Annotated in this window: 16 protein-coding genes; 6 read left to right on the forward strand and 10 right to left on the reverse strand. The window is 63.4% G+C overall.

Going from position 1 to position 17664, the window contains the following annotated elements:
- Window positions 1-473: 473 nt before the first annotated feature.
- The 3 genes from P1T08_06720 to P1T08_06730 are packed head-to-tail and all read right to left on the reverse strand — an operon-like array spanning window position 474 to window position 3198.
- Complete coding sequence (locus tag P1T08_06720; protein MDF1595774.1) at window positions 474-1628, reverse strand: cystathionine gamma-synthase; 1155 nt, start codon at window positions 1626-1628, stop codon at window positions 474-476.
- Entirely contained in the window at window positions 1628-2581 is a 954-nt protein-coding gene (locus P1T08_06725; protein ID MDF1595775.1) for a pyridoxal-phosphate dependent enzyme, read from the reverse strand. Before P1T08_06725 ends, P1T08_06720 begins: the two co-directional genes overlap by 1 nt.
- Window positions 2578-3198, reverse strand: a complete 621-nt coding sequence (locus P1T08_06730; GenBank protein MDF1595776.1) for a hypothetical protein — start codon at window positions 3196-3198, stop codon at window positions 2578-2580. The genes P1T08_06725 and P1T08_06730 overlap by 4 nt, the downstream gene beginning before the upstream one ends.
- 91 nt (window positions 3199-3289) lie before the next feature.
- Here P1T08_06730 and P1T08_06735 point away from each other — a divergent pair, with 91 nt between their 5' ends.
- The gene (locus P1T08_06735; protein ID MDF1595777.1) at window positions 3290-4204 is read left to right on the forward strand and encodes a COX15/CtaA family protein; all 915 of its coding nucleotides are present in this window, start codon (window positions 3290-3292) and stop codon (window positions 4202-4204) included.
- A gap of 111 nt (window positions 4205-4315) precedes the next feature.
- Here the strand turns inward: P1T08_06735 and P1T08_06740 are convergent, their stop codons facing one another.
- Entirely contained in the window at window positions 4316-6331 is a 2016-nt protein-coding gene (locus P1T08_06740) for a thioredoxin domain-containing protein (protein ID MDF1595778.1), read from the reverse strand.
- A 39-nt stretch (window positions 6332-6370) separates the two neighbouring features.
- A complete protein-coding gene (locus tag P1T08_06745) occupies window positions 6371-7207 on the reverse strand; it encodes an NAD(P)-dependent oxidoreductase (protein ID MDF1595779.1) in 837 nt (278 codons plus the stop codon).
- 95 nt (window positions 7208-7302) lie between these two features.
- Between P1T08_06745 and P1T08_06750 the strand changes: the two genes are divergently transcribed.
- The 5 genes from P1T08_06750 to P1T08_06770 all read left to right on the forward strand — a co-directional run bounded on the left by P1T08_06750 (window position 7303) and on the right by P1T08_06770 (window position 11365).
- The gene (locus P1T08_06750) at window positions 7303-7917 is read left to right on the forward strand and encodes a VOC family protein (protein ID MDF1595780.1); all 615 of its coding nucleotides are present in this window, start codon (window positions 7303-7305) and stop codon (window positions 7915-7917) included.
- A gap of 163 nt (window positions 7918-8080) precedes the next feature.
- Window positions 8081-9157, forward strand: coding sequence for an endonuclease/exonuclease/phosphatase family protein (locus P1T08_06755; protein MDF1595781.1), 1077 nt, complete (start codon window positions 8081-8083; stop codon window positions 9155-9157).
- A gap of 248 nt (window positions 9158-9405) precedes the next feature.
- The gene (locus P1T08_06760) at window positions 9406-10413 is read left to right on the forward strand and encodes a sigma-70 family RNA polymerase sigma factor (GenBank protein MDF1595782.1); all 1008 of its coding nucleotides are present in this window, start codon (window positions 9406-9408) and stop codon (window positions 10411-10413) included.
- Between the two features lie 132 nt (window positions 10414-10545).
- Window positions 10546-10935 carry a CBS domain-containing protein gene (locus tag P1T08_06765; protein ID MDF1595783.1) on the forward strand — a complete coding sequence of 130 codons (390 nt, stop codon included), beginning with the start codon at window positions 10546-10548 and terminating at the stop codon, window positions 10933-10935.
- 52 nt (window positions 10936-10987) lie between these two features.
- The gene (locus P1T08_06770; GenBank protein ID MDF1595784.1) at window positions 10988-11365 is read left to right on the forward strand and encodes a CBS domain-containing protein; all 378 of its coding nucleotides are present in this window, start codon (window positions 10988-10990) and stop codon (window positions 11363-11365) included.
- Between the two features lie 229 nt (window positions 11366-11594).
- On the opposite strand, the gene P1T08_06775 is transcribed toward P1T08_06770, so the two are convergent.
- The 5 genes from P1T08_06775 to P1T08_06795 form a co-directional block, all read right to left on the reverse strand.
- The gene (locus P1T08_06775) at window positions 11595-13976 is read right to left on the reverse strand and encodes an ATP-binding protein (protein ID MDF1595785.1); all 2382 of its coding nucleotides are present in this window, start codon (window positions 13974-13976) and stop codon (window positions 11595-11597) included.
- Between the two features lie 90 nt (window positions 13977-14066).
- On the reverse strand, window positions 14067-14555 hold the full coding sequence (locus P1T08_06780; protein ID MDF1595786.1) for a hypothetical protein: 489 nt from the start codon (window positions 14553-14555) through the stop codon (window positions 14067-14069).
- Window positions 14556-14639: 84 nt separating this feature from the next.
- Window positions 14640-15770: an aminotransferase class V-fold PLP-dependent enzyme gene (locus P1T08_06785; protein ID MDF1595787.1), complete on the reverse strand. Its 1131-nt coding sequence runs from the start codon at window positions 15768-15770 to the stop codon at window positions 14640-14642.
- Between the two features lie 52 nt (window positions 15771-15822).
- Complete coding sequence (locus tag P1T08_06790; GenBank protein MDF1595788.1) at window positions 15823-16689, reverse strand: NUDIX hydrolase; 867 nt, start codon at window positions 16687-16689, stop codon at window positions 15823-15825.
- Window positions 16690-17011: 322 nt separating this feature from the next.
- Window positions 17012-17551, reverse strand: a complete 540-nt coding sequence (locus tag P1T08_06795; protein ID MDF1595789.1) for an LOG family protein — start codon at window positions 17549-17551, stop codon at window positions 17012-17014.
- Between the last annotated feature and the right edge of the window lie 113 nt (window positions 17552-17664).

The following is a 17664-nucleotide window of genomic DNA, read 5'->3' on the forward strand; positions in this document are numbered from 1 at the left end:
AGCGAGCCAGGCCGGAGGTGATGAGTACTACGTCCTGAAGTGCTGCTCCATCGGCGGAGACCGCGAGGCGATGGCGATCTCGACGGGGGTGAGCGTCGGGCGAGTGTCGCAGCGGCGTATTGCGCCACCGAATCCCGGGTCCCCCTTTGACTTTGCCTCTTTGGCCCGGCCCTGAGAATTGAGAAGCGGGCCCCCGAGGGAGCCCGCTTCGCGAGATAAGACCAGAGACACTTCATGCGCCGCGAGAGGACCAGCTCGCGGATCTCTCAGTCCCGGTGGTCCGGGTTGGTGTCGCTACCGATAGCGAGGCGGTTTCCTCGCTGCAAGCGGCACCGATGGCCGCTTAGCGTCCGGCCACCTCCAGAGTCCTACAGAAACATTCACTCAAGTCGGACCACCTCCTTTCTCTGGTAGCAGAGATGCTGCCACACCTGAGGCGAAATGACCAGCACTTTTCCCGAGGCCGACTGCCACTAGCTACCGCCGTGACCCAGGGCCTGATCGAGATCCTCGAGGAGATCATCGATGTGTTCGATCCCGACGGAGAGACGAATCAGATCGGCCGGCACCTCCAGTGCTGTGCCATCGACGGAGAGATGCGTCATCGCGGCGGGAACCTCGATGAGCGACTCCACCCCGCCCAGGCTCTCTGCCAGGAAGAAGAGCTTCGTGCTGCCGGCGATGCGCCTGGCTGCACTGATTCCGCCGGCTGGGATCAAAGAGATCATTCCGCCGCCGGCCTGCATCTGCCGGGCGGCGAGGTCGTGCTGCGGGTGAGATTCGAGGCCGGGATAGAAGACGTCGACGACGCCCGGGTGCGATTCGAGAAAGCGGGCGATGCGGCCGGCATTTGCGCAGTGACGCTCCATGCGAACTGCCAGCGTCTTCAGACCCCGTAAGACGAGCCAGGCGTCGAACGGCCCTGCAATCGGTCCGGCGGCATTGATGAGGAACTTGAACCGGGCGAACAAGTCGGGATCTCGTGTAATGAGAGCCCCTCCGACGACGTCGGAATGGCCGCCCAGGTACTTCGTCGTCGAGTGCAGCACAACGTCGGCACCGAGGTCGAGCGGCCGCTGAAGGTAAGGGGTGGCGAAAGTGCTGTCAACGACGAACATCGCGTCGGCTTCTCGCGCAACCTCTCCCACCGCGGCGATGTCCACCAGTCTCAGCATGGGGTTGGTGGGAGTCTCCGCCCAGATCACCCGGGTCGTCGGACGGAGGGCCGTACGCACCAGGCGCTCGTCGGTCATGTCAACCGCCGACCACTCGATTCCTTGTTCGGCGAGAACCCTGGCGAAGAACCGGAACGTGCCCCCGTATGCGTCGTTGGGAAGGAGGACATGGTCACCCGGCCGGAGTGTGTAGCCGATGATGGAGGTGGCGCTCATTCCTGAAGAGGTCGCGATCGCCCCTCCGGGTTCGTCTTCCCCGATACCCTCGAGGGCGGCCAGGGCAACCTCGAGGGCCTGTCTGGTCGGATTGCCGGTGCGCGAATACTCGAACCCGCGATGTTCGCCCGGCGCATCCTGCACGTAGGTCGAGGTGGCGTAGACGGGGACTACCACGGCCCCGGTCGTGGGGTCCGGCTGCTGGCCAGCATGAATGGCATCAGTCTCGAATCGCATCAGTCCACCTCGTATCCATGTGTCCGCATCCAGTCATCGTTGAAAACCTTCGACAGATAGCCTCGCCCCGAATCGGGGAGAATCACGACCACCAATCGGTCCGGATATTCGACGGCGACCTCAATGGCCCCGTGAACCGCCATCCCGCCCGAACCCCCAACTAGTAGACCTTCCAGGCGGGCCAGGCGGCGGGTCATTGCGAAGGACTCGGCGTCGGTGACGATGCGGTACCCGTCGACGACGCCGGGGTCCAGGGTCTCCGGCCAGAAATCCTCGCCGACCCCCTCCACGTCGTACTGGTGAACCTGCGCCTCGGACGGCGCTGTGAAGATGGAGCCTGCGGGGTCGATTCCGATCACGAGGACATCCGGGTTCATCTCCTTGAGGAATCGACCCGCACCGGTGATGGTCCCGCCGGTCCCGACACCGGCCGCCAGCACACCTACCCGGCCATCCGTCTGTTCCCAGGTCTCCGGTCCGGTGGTCAGGTAGTGAGCCTGAGGATTGGCTGGATTCGTGTACTGATTCGGCGAGTAGGCGCCGGGAACCTCTTCAACGAGTCGGCGGGCAACCCCGTAGTACGAGTCGGGATCATCCGGAAGGAGTTCGGTCGGCGTCTCGATCACTTCGACACCGTACGCACGCAAAAGATCCTGCTTTTCCTTCGACACCTTGTCCGGCACCGTGCAGATGACCCGATACCCGCGCACTGCTCCGATGATGGCGAGCCCCACACCGGTGTTGCCGGAGGTCGGCTCGATGATAGTTCCTCCCGGTTCCAGGAGGCCGAGTTCCTCCGCGCGATCGATCATCGAGACGGCGATTCGTTCCTTGATCGATCCGCCCGGATTCATGTACTCGATCTTGCCGACGAGATTCCCGGGAGGATGGACGCGGGAGAGTCGAATCAGGGGAGTGTTGCCGATGGCGGCGGCGGCATTGTCGTGGATCACCCGGGCAGTGTATTGCCGGAGGGTCCGTCGGGGGATTCACCGTGCCACTTCGGTTCTCGAACCGGGAGCGTGGACGTGTGTTCGGCGAATTCCTCAGCTCGCCGGTTATCCAGCCAGCCGCGGATGGGGACGGCCAGACAAATGATCAGGCCGGTGATCAGCGACAAGCCGCCCACGAATTCCACGAATGCTGCGAGTTCGTCGGCGACGGCGTAGTTGTTGAATTCGGTTGGGCCGAGCAGGAATGCCCAGTCGTGGTCGCCACCGATGAGCTGGAGGCGTTCGTAGGGTGCGTCGGCGATGTAGACGCTGGCATCCCAGGCCGACGTTCCTGCCCAGGCCAGCATCAGTCCTCCTGCAACTCGATCCGTGCGCCACCAGAGGAAGTAGGTGGCCAGGCCGAGGGGGACGGCGATCTGCGTGATGGATCCAAGGGCGGCGGTGAGTCGCTCGGAGATCGGGATTAGATAGCCGATTAGGTGGCCCAGTTCGTGGAATCCGAGGTCGACATTGCCGAGGAGCGGAACCCGCGTGCTGCGAACGAACGGGAAGAACGCCATCACGAGGATGACGGCTCCCGCGCTCAGCGGCCGCCAGAGGCGCTTCCAGTTGGTCACGGAGTAGGTATCGGTTCAGGAGTGCGGGAGCTTTTGGGTTTTCGTGGCGGGTCGACCGATACGTAACTCGCGACTCGCTACTCTCCGACTCATGACCCGATTCGCCAAGTTCGTCTGGGCCACTCTGGCCGTGAACATCGTGGTTGTTGTCTACGGGGCATACGTACGGGCAACCGGGTCGGGGGCAGGATGCGGACCCTCGTGGCCCACCTGCAACGGGGAGGTCATTCCCGGCGGTCTCGAGGGTGCCAGGATGGTCGAGTTCACACACCGGGTGACTAGCGGGGCGGCGGCGCTCATGGTGGCCGCCATTGCCATCTGGGTGCTCCGCAACTACCCGCGAGGGAGCCAGATTCGCAAGGCTGCCTGGTGGTCGGGAATCTTCATGATCTCCGAGGCGCTGGTCGGAGCTGTGCTCGTGCTGGCCGAGTGGGTGGCAGATGATGCGTCGGCGGCACGAACGATCATGGTCCCGGTTCACCTCGTCAACACGTTCGCCTTGCTTGGTTCGCTGGCCGTGCTGGCCTGGCTGGCGTCCGGTCGCGGTCCGGTTCGCCCGGTGTTCAGGAACGGCCTGGCGGGCTACCTGGGTTTCGCTCTCTTAGGGGTGGTGGTTATTTCGGCAACCGGTGGGGTGACGGCGCTGGCTGACACACTGTTTCCCTCGGAATCGATCGCGGACGGGTTGTCGAGCGCACTTGGCGACGCCGAGCACTTTCTCACGAGGTTGCGCGTGATTCACCCGGTGGCCGCGGTGGCGATCGGCGCGTATACGGGCTGGATGGCGTGGACTTTCGGGGCGGATGCTTCGAAACAGCTCACGCACCGTCTGGCGCTTCTCATCATGGGTCTGGTGGCCGTGCAGTTCCTGGCCGGCATGGCGAACATCCTGTTGGGAACGCCGGTCTGGCTGCAGCTGACGCACCTGACGCTGGCCGACTTGTTGTGGCTGGCTCTGGTGTTCTTCGGTGCGTCCGCACTCGAGTCGGAGCCCGCCCCCGTCTGAGTTTTCTCCGCAATGCAATGGCGCGTGGCAATCCATAGCATTGCTGAGAATCCAGTCTGAGGTTTCTGCGCAATGCTATGGCGCGTGACAGTTCACAGCATTGCTGAGAATTCAGACGAGTTGGGTGCGTAGGGCGTCTGGATCCGATACAGGCAGCCGACACGCGAAACCCTCGCAGACGAAGGCAAGGGTCCCCGTCTCGGGGCCTCTATCACGCAAGAGGGGCACCGTCTCACCATCTCGTCCGGTCCGATCGAGCGCCAGTACCGCTCCGGGTCGGAACCCCTCCCACATGACCCGGCTCAGTTCGTCGGCCGCTGGCCCGACGATGGCCACTTCCAGCAGTCCTCTGTCCATCGACGTCAGCAGACTCAGCAAGTGGCCCACCGCGCTGGGGTATTGCTCCACGAGTGCTGCACTGTCACAGATCGCCCGCTCGGCTGCCTCCCGCAGATCTGCCTCACCGGTGTAGAGCGATAGCCACATGAGCGCCTCGGCGGCCAGCGATGTCCCGGATGGGACTGGGTTGTCCATCTGATCCCTGGGTCGGGTGATCAGGCGTTCCGCATCTGATCCTGTGGAATACAGCCGCCCATCGTCATCGGCGAAAAGCTGCAGCATCGATCGCGTTAGACGCTCGGCTTCCTCGTACCACTCAATTTCGCCGGTCGCCTGATAGAGGGTGAATAGCCCGATGGCATATCCGGCATAGTCGTCCAGGAAGCCTGGAATCCTGGCGTTGCCCTTGCCCCACGATCGGAGCAGTCGCCCGTCGGCGTTGCGCAACCTGTCCAGTACGAATCGAGCGTTCTGTCGCGCGTTGTCGAGGTACCGGGGCTCATCGAGGATGGCGCCCGCTTCCGCCAGCGCCCGCAACGCCAGACCGTTCCAGGCTGTGACCACCTTGTCATCGAGGCCCGGCCGGATCCGGGTCGCCCGGCGCTCATACAGTTGCTCCTTGGCAGTGGCGATGGCCGACGCGGCTTCCTCATTCGAGATCCCGAAGCGGATCGCCGTTTCCTCGAGAGTGAGCGTCTGCTGTAGGTGATTGGCGCCCTCGAAATTTCCATCACTCGTGACGCCGAAGTATGTCCCTGCCACTGTCGCGCCGGTGCCGACCGCCGAGTCGAACTCCTCATCGGTCCAGACGTAGAACTTCCCCTCCACGCCCTCAGAATCGGCGTCCTCAGCGGAGAAGAGCCCACCGTCCGGATGTCGGAGGTCGCGCAGCAGGTACTCCAAAGTCTCGATCGCGGTGGCCCGGAAGCCGGCGCGGCCCGTCACCTGCCAGCCCCGCAAATACAAGCGAGCAAGTTGAGCGTTGTCGTAGAGCATCTTCTCGAAGTGAGGGATGCTCCAGTTGGCGTCTACGGAGTATCGCGAGAATCCGCCGCCGACGTGGTCGCGGAGGCCCCCGGCCGCCATCTTCTCCAGCGTGGTGCGGACCATCTCCTCCGCCCGTGGTGCCCAGGACCGGCCCGCCGCCCGCAACAAGAACTCGAGAACGGGCTGCTGGGGAAACTTCGGTGCACCTCCGAAGCCTCCGGCAACCGGATCGTACGCCGCCTCGATCTGGCGGTAGGCGGCTTCCAGCGCACTTCGCCCCGGGACGGATTCGGCCGCAGGCAGTTCGCGGGAGATGGATTCGGTGAGGTGGGCGGCCTGCTCTTCGATACCTTCCCGGCGCTCCGACCAGGCCTCAGCCACCGCTGCTATGACTCGTCGGAAGGACGGCATACCGTGGCGGTCGTCCGCCGGGTAGTAGGTCCCGGCGAAAAACGGCTTGCCGTCGGGCGTGAGCCAGACGGTCATCGGCCATCCACCTCGGCCGGTGGTCGCCTGCACGGCGTTCATGTAGATCCCATCGACGTCGGGTCGTTCTTCCCGGTCGACCTTGACGTTCACGAAGAGATCGTTCATGAGGGCCGCGGTCTCCGGGTTCTCAAACGACTCGTGCGCCATGACATGGCACCAATGGCAGGCGGAATAACCGACCGAGAGGAGGACCGGCTTGTCGTGGAGGCGTGCATGTTCGAACGCTTCGTTTCCCCACGGGTACCAGTCGACCGGATTGTCCTGATGCTGGCGTAGGTACGGGGAAGTCTCGTCGGCAAGGCGGTTGGGCATGCCGGTCACCGTAGCGACCGTTGCGGTTTGTGCAGGGGCTCAGCCGAGTTCGTCGCGCCAGGCGTGCCGTGGCGCATAGCCCAGCATGGCTCGCGCCTTCTCGATCGACAGCAGTGTCTCGGTGCCGTCCACCCGCCTGATCATGGGGACGTCGGGGAACACCTGTGACATCAGGTCCATGCTCGATCGTTCCATGCACGTGTCGGCAGCTGCCACCAGGAAGTTGTCAGCCGTGGTCAGATCGGATTGGAGGGCTAGCCGGGCGGCCTGCGCAACGTCGCGGGCATCTACGTATCCCCAGAGATTCCACCTGCGAATCATCGGATCGTCCTGCCAATCCGGAAACCGCTGGTAGTCGTCGGGTTCCATGATGTTCGAGATGCGAAGGCCCAGATAGGGGATTCCGTGCCACCGGTTGAACTGGGCTGCGATGACCTCTCCGGCCAGCTTCGAGAGGGCATAGTGGAACTCGGGCAGGAGGGGATGCTCCTCATCGATGGGGGCGTATTCCGGGTCGCGCCGCTCGAAAGGGATGCCGATCAGGGTTTCGGACGATGCCCAGACGACCTTCTCGAGTTCGAGTAGCGCGGCGGCAGTGAACACGTTGTACGTGCTCATCATGTTGATCCGGAAGGTTTCGCCGTCCGACAGGATATTGGGGGCGGGTATGGCGGCCAGATGGACCACGGCATCGGCGGCGCTCAATACCTCGATCGTCTGGCCGAGATCCGTGAGGTCGGCGACCAGGGTCGATGCATCTGGGTCGCGCGACGTGGCGATGTCAACATCGACGACCTTGTAACCCTGCTCGAGTAGATCGGCAACACAAGCTCTGCCTGCCTTTCCGCTGCCACCCGTCACCACCACCGTGCGCACTGCGTCTCTCCTCGATTGGCTGCAATCGACTCTACGACAAGGGGCCGAGCGGTGGGCCCGGCGCTCCCGGGTGGGCGACGCGTAGGATCGATGGGGTGTTGCGTTTCGACCACGTGATAAGGGCGGTTCCTGATCTCGATGCCGCGTCGAACCTGCTTCTGGCTGAGCAGGGGCTGGACTCTGTTGCCGGAGGGCGTCACTCCGGTCACGGCACGGCCAACCGGCTCGTGCCGCTGGGGCACGACTACCTCGAGTTGGTTGCGGTGGTGGATCCTCTCGAAGCGGCGGAGAGTCCGTTCGGACTCTGGGTCGGCGCCCATTCGTCGCCCGGCTCGTTGTCAGGGCTTTGCTTGCGCACGTGGGACATCGAGGCGGAGGGTCGGAGGCTCGATCTCGCCCCGGTGGCGATGTCCAGAACGCGGCCGGATGGTGGCGAGCTGAATTGGCGACTACTCGGCATGGATGTCGGGCTCGAAAAGGGCCTGCCCTTTTTCATCGAGTGGGACGTCGATCCACAGGACCATCCGGGCCGTCTGACGGCATCACATCGCGTCGGACCGAGACGTATCGCCTGGGTGGAGCTGGGCGGTGACGTTCGAAAGATCGAACGATGGCTTGGTCCGAACGATCTCAACCTTCGCATCGTCGATGGACCGCCGGGGGTGCATCGGGTGGGTCTGGCAACTGAATCCGGCGAGTTGATCTTCTGAGGTTTCTCGGCAATGCAGTGGCGCGTAGTGATCCCCAGCATTGCGGAGAAATCCCCCGATGTTTTCTCGGCAATGCAGTGGCGCGTGGTGATCCATAGCATTGCGGAGAAAGTGAGGATGGACGCCGGGCCGCCTACAGTGACGCGATATATGGAGGTGGGTTGTGAAGTGGGCGCGGCGAATCCTGGTTGGTTTGCTGGCGGTGGTCGTGGTGCTGGCGGCGGCCGTGTGGCTCACCACTTTTCATCCCCCGGCGGTCCGCGCGGAAACCGTCACTTGCCCCGAGGGAACTCCTACCCTGCAACCGGGTCAGGATCTCCAAGTGATGTCCTGGAACGTCCAGTACATGGCGGGCAAGGGTTATGTCTTCTGGTACGACCTCTTCGATGAGTCTGGACCCGATGAGCGACCGTCGGCGACCGCAATCACATCCACGTTCGAGGAAGTCGCCCGCGTCATCGCAGACGAGTCACCCGATGTGATCTTGCTTCAGGAAGTCGATGACGGAGCCTCCCGTACTGACCAAGAAGATCAGTTGGCGAGACTGCTTGGAATGCTGCCCGATGACTATGCCTGCTCGGCCAGCGCGTTTTACTGGCAGGCGCGGTTCGTGCCGCATCCCCGGATCATGGGCTCGGCCGGGATGAAACTGTCGACCATCTCTCGGTACCGGATCGACGATGCGACCCGTCATCAGTTGCCGATCATGCCGTCCGACCCACTGACGAAGCAGTTCAACTTCCGGCGAGCGATCCTGGAAGTTCGTCTGCCTGTGGAGGGCGGCCCCGCCCTCGCCCTGCTGAACACCCACCTCGATGCTTTCGCGCAGGGTAGTGACACGATGCAGCAGCAGGTGGCTCTCGCCAAGGGATTGCTCGACGACCTCAGCGCGGCCGGGAACCCGTGGGTGATCGGCGGAGACTTCAACCTGCTTCCGCCCGGTCCTCAGTTCGAGAATCTGCCTCCCGATCAACGGGTCTATTACGAGGCCGACAGCGAATTGACGGTCCTGACCGACGACTATCCGTCGGTGCCGTCGTTGGACGAGGCGAACGGCGTCGACGCCGCCGCCTGGTACACGCACTATCCCAACGACCCGGCGGTGGCAGGCCCGGATCGGACCATCGACTTCCTGTTCTTCGATCCCGCCCTCGGGTTGAAGGACCACGCCGTGCGCGCCGCCGATACGCTGTCGGTCTCGGACCATTTGCCCGTGGTCGCAACCTTCTCGCTTCCGTAGCCTCCTGCTCGGGTACCCGCGAAAGGTCGATTACCGCCGACCAGGCTCAGTCGACAGTTCCGTTGTGCACAGTCACCCGTCAACATGTGTGGGTAACCCTGTGGATGGAAGGCTGGAAACCTGTGGACAGCCTGATGAAATGTCCGAGCAAGAAAGGGGGTTCACAAGAGTGCCGATGTATGTCATAGTGCGGTCTGAATGAGCGATGGAAACGTTTCCATCCTCGCCCCTGATGGAGGACACCCCCAATGCCACCTGCTGAGAAGACGCGTCCTGCGCGTTCGAAAGCTGCCGATGCCCGTGCCAAGCGCGAACGCGACCGCGCCAGCAAGCTGACAGACGAACGCGGCCGGTTGACGACCGACCTCGTCAGTCAGTACCTCACGGCCATCGGTGAGTATGACCTTCTCACCGCCGAGCAAGAGGTTGAACTCGCCCAGAAGATCGAAACGGGTGAGGACGCAACTGCCAAGCTCGAGAACGGTGAGTTCAAAGGCAAGAAGGAAGAACTCGAGCTGCGTCGCAAGTCCAGGAAGGGCAAGGAGGCGAAAGACGCCTTCCTCACTGCCAACCTCCGTCTCGTCGTAGCCAACGCCCGGCGATACGCAAACACATCGGGTATCGACTTCCTCGACCTGATCCAGGAAGGCAACCTCGGCCTTATTCGTGCGGTTGAGAAGTTCGACTGGCGCAAGGGCTTCAAGTTCTCTACGTACGCCACCTGGTGGATTCGCCAGGCGATCACCCGTGCCATCGCAGACAAGTCCAGGACCGTTCGTATCCCTGTGCATCTGCACGACACGCTGGCCGCCGTGCGCGCCGCCCAGGCGAGCCTCAAGGCCGAGTTGGGCCGCGACCCCAAGCCCGAGGAAATCGCTGAAGAGGCAGGCGTCACCGTCGACAAAGTCGAGTTGGCGCTCGGCGTGGCCGACACGGTTTCGCTCGAGCAACCGGTCGGTGAAGACGGCGCCCAACTCGGTGACTTCATCGAGGATGAGGACGCCGCCGACCCGGTGCAGATCACCGAAGAGATGGACGTCGCCAACAGCCTGCGCCGTTCGATCGAGCGGTTGCCGGAACGCGAAGGGCGCATCCTTGCTCTCCGCTACGGCTTCTACGACGGCGTTCCCCGGACCCTCGAAGAGATCGGTGAGGAGTTCAACCTAACGCGCGAGCGGATCCGGCAACTCGAGAAGCTGGCGCTGTGCCGCCTCCGTCACCCGTCATTCGGGATCCGGGAGCAGGATCTCGTCTAATCGCGAGATACCGGTCGCGAGTCGAATAGAGCGGGCCTACGGGCCCGCTCTTCTGCGTGGGTCTCACCCTTGATCGGTCGCCGCATCGCGACCGCCACACGTCGCTAGCCTGAATTGCGAAGGAGGCACATTGTGCGACTGAGAGACCTGCTCTCGACGCCACCCGAGGTGTGCGGAGCCCACATCACGATTGCTCAGGCCGCCAAGGAGATGACATCGGCGGGTGTCGGGTCGATGGGCGTGCTGGACGAGGAGCGCTTCGTCGGCATCGTCACCGAGCGCGACGTGCTCGAGGCCGTTGCCCGCGGCTATGACGTCGACACGGAACCGGTCCGCTGCTGCATGACGTTCAATCCGGATGTCTTCTCGCCCGATACCGAGGTCTTTGCCGCCGCCGAGTACCTGCTCGAGATCGGCTACCGCCATCTCCCGGTGGTCGAGGATGAGCTGATCGGCATTTTGAGCATTCGTGATGTCCTCGCCGGAGTCGTCGATCCGGGTCGGATCATCGATGCCCCATGAACACAACCCGGCGCGCGCCATCTAGGGTGACGGTTAATAGGGAGGTCGTGCTGTGAAACTCCACGGACTCGTTGGTGGTCGCACAGAAGTGTGCGGACCGGAAACAACGTTGCGGGATGCTGCTGATGCCATGCTCGGAGCAGGTGTCGGTTCGATCGCGGTCATCGATGGACCTCGACTAACCGGGATCCTCACCGAGCGCGACCTTCTGCGGGCGGCTGCCGATGGGGTCGATCCGACCGATGAACTGGTGCGGGACTGGATGACCGTGGACCCCGATGTCACTTCGCCGGAGAGCGAAGTCCGCGATGCTGCCAAATGGATGCTCGAGATCGGCTATCGGCATCTCCCGGTGATGGAGGACAACGAGCTCCTCGGCATCGTGTCGATCAAGGACCTGCTCTGGGTGCTTCTGTCTGACAACGACTGACAGCCGAGTAGGTTCCGAACGTCAGGAGGTTCTGAGTTCTAGGTTTTGGGTTTTGCTGCTGCCGGCTGCCCTCCCCTTCGACTTCCGGTGGGCTAGTTCCGGCACAATGAAACGGCACCGGAGCTGTCACCCGATTCATGGGCGCTCATAGAACCCAGAACCTATGACCGAGAACCTCTTTCGACGTGCTACCAGCTACCTGCAACCTGCTACCTGGAACCTTCTTGGCTCATTCCACCGGGATCCAGACCACCGCCACCTCATCGACGCTGATATCTGTCTTTTCGAGTCCGATCTCGACCGTCTCGATTTCCGATGCGATGGCATCCCATTTCTCGGTGATCTCCAGCACATCCGTGGCTAGGTCGTCTTCGATGGCATTGAGTTCGGCGTGCTGGTCGCCCATCTTCTGTTCGGCCGTTCGCAGGCGCTCCTGTGTACTGGAGGTTGATGACCGGCGCCGGGCGGCGCGGCCGAGGCCGCCGGAGCGGCGCCGGCCTCCGAGGAACACCGAGAGCAGGTCGCCCGCTCCCGAGAGCAACTCGCTCTGGCGCTTGCCTTCGACGTCGGTTTCGAGTTCACGCACCCGGCGTTCGGTGGCGACGAGTTGATCTTTGACTCGTTTGATCTTGACCTCGTAGCGGTCCTTGAGTTTGGCGATGTCCGCGTCGGCGGCGTCCTCGGCCGCCGCCCCGCATCGCTCGGAGAACTCATCCGTCGTCTCGCCCACCCTTGAATAGAGCTTCAACCCCGGGTTCTTGAAGATCTCTACGCTCCGATTTCGCAGGAGGTGGTTCTTCAGGTCCGTCGACACGGACGTGAAGTACGAGGCCGAGTCGAGTGGAGCGTCCGGCAGCACGTACGTGGCGTCATCCGTCCGCTCGGAGCGGAGGTCCCGGTCGTCGTAGTCGACTGCTCTGGCAGTGCCGGCATCGAAGCTCTTGCCGAGGGGAAAGAACACTGCTTCCCACTCCTCGTCGTGGTCGATTGCGGCGTATTGGTCGTCGTAGGTGAGATGCACCCGAGCAACGATTCCGGCCTCGTAACGGCGACCCGTGGACGACGCGCCGACCTCGTTTGCCCAGGGAGCGGCGGGATCGAGGTGGTAGACGGAGATCTTCGGTGCGATCTCAGGGATCACGACCGTGGCGTCCTCGCCTACCACGGGTGCAGCCGTTTCGCCTATTGGTGCAGTGGCCGGCGCTTCGTAGGCAGGGGCGTCCTTCATGAGTTCGGCGACCTGGTCTCTGGTCAGAGGCCCGGCCAGGTACGACATTGCCCATCTGGTCGTGAACACGGAGGGGGCCTTGGAGCGCGTGCTGTGGAGCACGAACTCCCGTTTCCCGAGATCGGAGATCAGCCTGTCGAACATCGGGACGTCGACCTCGCCGGAGGCAGACTTCAGAGCTTCAACGATGCGCGCCTTGTCCCGTTCTGTCTGAAGGCGGCCGATCATCCAGGTCCCTGCGTTCGACATCGCCTTGTAGTCGAGGTCCACCGGGTTCTGGGTGGAGAGCAACATCCCGACGCCGAATGCTCTGGCTTGTTTGAGGATGGTCAGGATGGGCTTCTTCGAGGGCGGTTCGGCGGTCGGGGGAGCGAAGCCGAACACTTCGTCCATGTAGATCAGAGCCCGCAGATCCGAGGTCCCAGCTTGCGTGCGCATCCAGGTGACGACCTTCGAGAGCAGCAAGGTGACGACGAATTGGCGCTCGGCATCGGACAGGTGGGCGAGGTAGAGCACCGAGGCTTTCGGGCGCCCGTCCGGTTCATACAGCAGCGTTTGCACATCGAGCGGAGGGCCTTCGAGCCACGAGGCGAACGACGGCGAGGCCACCAGGCCGTTGAGGCGCATGGCGAGCTTCGTACGCTCCTTCTTCGGGAAGAACGTGTCGAGGTCGAAGACGCCCAGCTTGCGAATGGGCGGTTCCTGGACCTGACCGATCAAAGTGGCCAGGTCGAGGCTGCGGCCCTCCCGCCACGCCTTTTCGATGATGTTGGCGAGCAAGATGTGCTCGGGACTGGAGATCGGATCGGCGACGATTCCGGCCAGCACCAGGAGGCTGGAGACGAAGCCCTCGATCTCGTCGCGGCCGGTCTCGGCGTCGGAGTCCCAGTCGATGGCGGGGGCGGCCAGCGAGCCGATGATGTTGAGCGGGATGCCGCTCGTCGATCCCGGGGTATAGATGGTGAACCCGGCGCCGGTGCCGAGGGCGGTCATGCGATCCGGGCCGATGTCCCACGAACCCAGGCCGTTCTTCCAGAGATCGGCGGTCTGGGTCGCCAGTACCTCGGGGGTGACCTCCTTGCGTCTGGCTTCGCCCTCATCGATCCACGGACGGAAGTCCGAGGGTTGAAAGAGCGGGAAGTTGAGCAACAGGTTCCCCATGTCGCCCTTCGGGTCGATGATCAACGCCGGGATACCCGAAAGCAGCGCCTCCTCGAGTGCCACGATGCCCAGGCCGGTCTTGCCGGACCCGGTCATGCCGACGATGACCCCGTGGGTCGTCAATTGGTGTGCCTCGTAGAGGACCTGCCCGTCATCGCGCTCACCCGTTTCGGGATCGAGCGTCCCTCCCAGGAACAGTTCTCCTCTGGCGACCTCAACCACACCGGCTCCTCACTTGGTTCCGGGTGATTGTATCCGGACGCGAAGAGGCGGCCCGGGTGGGCCGCCTCGACGCCGTTCAGCGCGGGAGGGTTACGGGGCAACGACCGTGGTCTGGGAGGTGTCTGACAGTTCTCCGTCTGAAACGACGAGGGTGACCTCGTACGTGTCCGCCGGTGGGGCGTTGATGTACCAGAACGCTTCGCTGGAGCTGTATGTGTTCGATGTCCCCACCACGGTCCAGGCGAATGTGAGTGGATCGCCTTCATCGTCGAAGGAGTCGGTCCCATCAAGAACCATGTCACATGAGAAAGCTCCACAGTCAATGGGTGCGATCACCGCGACGGGTGGAGTGTTGACGGGTGGGAGCGAATCGCGTTCCAGACAAGCACCCACTATGTCGCCATGGTTGGCATGCCCCTTCAGTGCCTTCTCGGCGATCACGATTTCGTGCGGATCTCCGCCGCCGTCCGGGAAATGACACACCTGCACCTTGTTAGTGCCTCCGGCTGCCGCCCCGGCGATGAGCGGCAGTGCTACCAATCCCGAGATGATCATTCCTACAACTGCGATTCGTCGCATCGTGAGCTCCCTCTACCAGCCAGCAAGGTGTTACTTCTACTGACGTTTCGGGATCTGGAGAAAAACCTTTAGCGCGCCCGGCGATCAGCCGATATGGGCCGCCTTCAGCGCCTCTTCGAGGCGGTTGAGGTCGTCGGCGTTGTTGTAGAAATGCGGTCCAACCCGCACGCCGGCGCCGGGTCGACCGTCGACGATCACCCCGCGCTCGATCAGTCGGGCGACTACTCGCTGCTCGTCATCGACTCCCAGAGTGACCGTCCCGCCGCGCAGATCCGGATCGCGCGGGGTCCGGATGGGGATGTCGAGGCGGTCGGCCATGTCGATCACCTGCTGGGTCATGATCAGCGACGAGGCCCTGATCGCCTCCATCCCGACCTCCCGCACGATCCGGTAACCGGCGCGCGCCGCGTACCAGGCGGGGACGTTCGGCGTTCCAGATAGGAAGCGCCAGATACCCTCGGCATAGGTGATACCGCCCGGGTGGAAGGCGAACGGGTCGGCGTCCGCCTGCCAGCCGACCAGGCCGGGCCGCAGCACCGCATGGAGATCCGGCCGCACATACAGCCATCCTGCACCCGGCCCTCCGCACAACCACTTCACCGATCCCCCCACCGCGAAGTCGACGTTGAGGTCGGTCAGGGAGAAGGGGAGGGTCCCGGCCGACTGGTAGCAATCCAGGACCACCATCGCTCCCATCTCATGGGCGCGTTCGGTGATGGCCGCGATGTCCTGCACGTAGGCGCTCTTGAAGAGGACGTGGCTGAGTGCGACGACTGCGGTGCGGTCGTCGATGGCATCCAGGAACGTCTCGGTGGGAACCGTGATCCCATCCCAACTTCTCACTTGTTTGATCTCCGCACCGGGGACGTTGTGCCAGAGGTACATGACCGAGGGGAAGTTCAGCTCGGAGAAGACGACACGGTTGCGGGACTCGTGGAGACGGAAGCAGGAGGCGACGACCGCCTCGGCCACCGTCACGTTTTGCATCATGGCAATCGATCCGGCCGGAGCTCCGACGATCGGAGCGATCTCGTCGCCGATCGTAACCGAGGTCTCCCACCACCCCTCACTCCACGCCTGCACGCCTCTGGTCGCCCACTCGAGGGCGTAGCGCGCCAGTTCTTCGGAGGCATCATCCGGCATGGCACCCAGCGAATGGCTCACGAGGTAGGCATAGTCATCGAGAATCGGGAAACGGTCGCGGAGCATGGCCATGGCGTGATTGTACGGCGATCGATTCCTACCGGTCGATCGGCGCCTGCCGGCCCTACGCGAAAGGCGCGATGTACCGCGCGGTCGGAAAGCTGCCGTCAACGACATCGATCGCCCAGATGGAGCCTTTGGCGGATTGGAGGTCGTGTTCGAGCGTTGTACCGCCTGCACGCAGGCGCTCGAGAATGGCCGGGACGATGTCGCCGTGTGTACACAGGGCCGACGGTGTATTCCCGATCTTGCTCAGGAGCTTCTCGAGTTGTTTCGTTCCTGCCCCTTCGAGAAGGGCGCGATGCCTCTCGATAGTGATGTTGAGCAGTTTGGAGGCCGGCTCGAGGGTCTGCCGGCAGCGGGTATAGCTACTGGTGAGCAGACGCGACACCTGGGTATCGGCCAGAAACGTGCCGATCTCCTGCGCTTGTTCCCACCCCAGGTTGCTCAGCGGGCGCTTCATATCATCGCCCTTCCAATCCTTGCGCCGTCCTGCGGTAGCGTGCCGGATGAGGTAGATCCGCCCGGTCAGCTGCCACCAGTTGTCCTGAAGCGAGGCGATCAGATCGCGGTCGTGTTCGTAGGTGAGGATTCGACCCGCCGCCGCCGGATTCGCCCACACGATCTCATCGACCTCGTTGTTGGGAGCGAAGCCCCCATCGATCGCCTGCATCGACCAGTAGTGCACCCGTTTGGTGCTCCCGTTGCTGAGCCCGTATCGCATCGTGCCGATCGGGACTCCGGGTCGGCAGACCATGCCGGTCTCCTCACGAACCTCCCGGAGAGCCGCCTCGAGGTCGGACTCGCCCGGGTCGAGCTTTCCCTTGGGAAGCGTCCAGTCGCCGTAGCGATCACGGTGTATCAATAGGATTTCCAGGTCGTCGCCGGCGAACCGCCAGACGACGCCCCCCGAGGCCAGGATTTCTGCCACCGGTGTCAGGCTCGGGGTCGGACCGACGGCCGCCGGATGAGGCTGGGCGGTCGAAGTGGGTCGGGGGCGTCTCGCAGGTCGATCGAAACGCTGCCGCACGCTGTGCATGAGCTTCGGTGAATCCCGGCTCCGATTGGGATCGACTTCCCGTAGCGATGGTGCCCTCTGCGGCAGGCGCGCTGTTGAGCCCTGAGCAGATGGTCGAAGAAGGTGCGCGCCCTATGCCGGCCTGCCGGATTCCGGCCGGGACTCTTACTTGGAGTCGTCTTTGTGTTCGTCATGCGTTGGCGATCATGCAGGCTACTTCGCTACATCCTTGATTCTATGGCATCTGCGCATCGAGTTGAGCTACCGCATCTTCGACGGTGTCGACACAAGTAACGAGATTCCCATTGGTCGAGACCCGGTCGGTGAGCAGCGGAACGAGTTCCGACCACGGTGCGCCGACTGTGATGAGCGGGATCGGGGTCCTTCCGGAGAAAGACGCCACGAAGTTCAGGTTCCATGTCACGACGAGCTCGGTCAGTGTCCCGAGGGATCCCGGCAGCGCGATCGCGGCATCAGACATGGCGAGCATTGCGCCGATCCGGGTCACTAGGTCGGGGGCCGGCCGCTCGGAGGTCAGATAGCCATTCGCTCCCGATCTCCCGGGGAACACGGTCGGTGCGGTTACGCCGATCACTTCGCCCCCGGCTCGGGCGGCTCCCACCGAAACCGCCTCCATGAGGCCGCCGTAACCGCCGTTGATGACCGTGTGGCCGCGCCCGGCGAGAAGCCCACCGAGGGTGACGGCGTTCTCGTAATCAGGTTCGCCCGGCTGCGACTGGGACGACCCGAACACGCTGACGTGAGTACGGGACATGACCGCGGCAGGTTAGCTGCACTGCCTACTGCCTACTGCCTACCGCCAACTTCCGGCGATGCTCCCGGGTGGCTGAACGCGTAATCTGTCTCTGTGAAGGTTGGTCCAATGGA

The organism is Acidimicrobiia bacterium, assembly GCA_029210695.1.
Lineage (GTDB): Bacteria > Actinomycetota > Acidimicrobiia > Spongiisociales > JAHEDJ01 > JAHEDJ01.

Coding starts and splice junctions, on each gene's coding strand:
- P1T08_06720 (MDF1595774.1), bottom strand. CDS start 1,628: ATGCGATTCGAGACTGATGCCATTCATGCTGGCCAGCAGCCGGACCCC.
- P1T08_06795 (MDF1595789.1), bottom strand. CDS start 17,551: ATGTCCCGTACTCACGTCAGCGTGTTCGGGTCGTCCCAGTCGCAGCCG.
- P1T08_06785 (MDF1595787.1), bottom strand. CDS start 15,770: ATGGCCATGCTCCGCGACCGTTTCCCGATTCTCGATGACTATGCCTAC.
- P1T08_06760 (MDF1595782.1), top strand. CDS start 9,406: ATGCCACCTGCTGAGAAGACGCGTCCTGCGCGTTCGAAAGCTGCCGAT.
- P1T08_06735 (MDF1595777.1), top strand. CDS start 3,290: ATGACCCGATTCGCCAAGTTCGTCTGGGCCACTCTGGCCGTGAACATC.
- P1T08_06740 (MDF1595778.1), bottom strand. CDS start 6,331: ATGCCCAACCGCCTTGCCGACGAGACTTCCCCGTACCTACGCCAGCAT.
- P1T08_06780 (MDF1595786.1), bottom strand. CDS start 14,555: ATGCGACGAATCGCAGTTGTAGGAATGATCATCTCGGGATTGGTAGCA.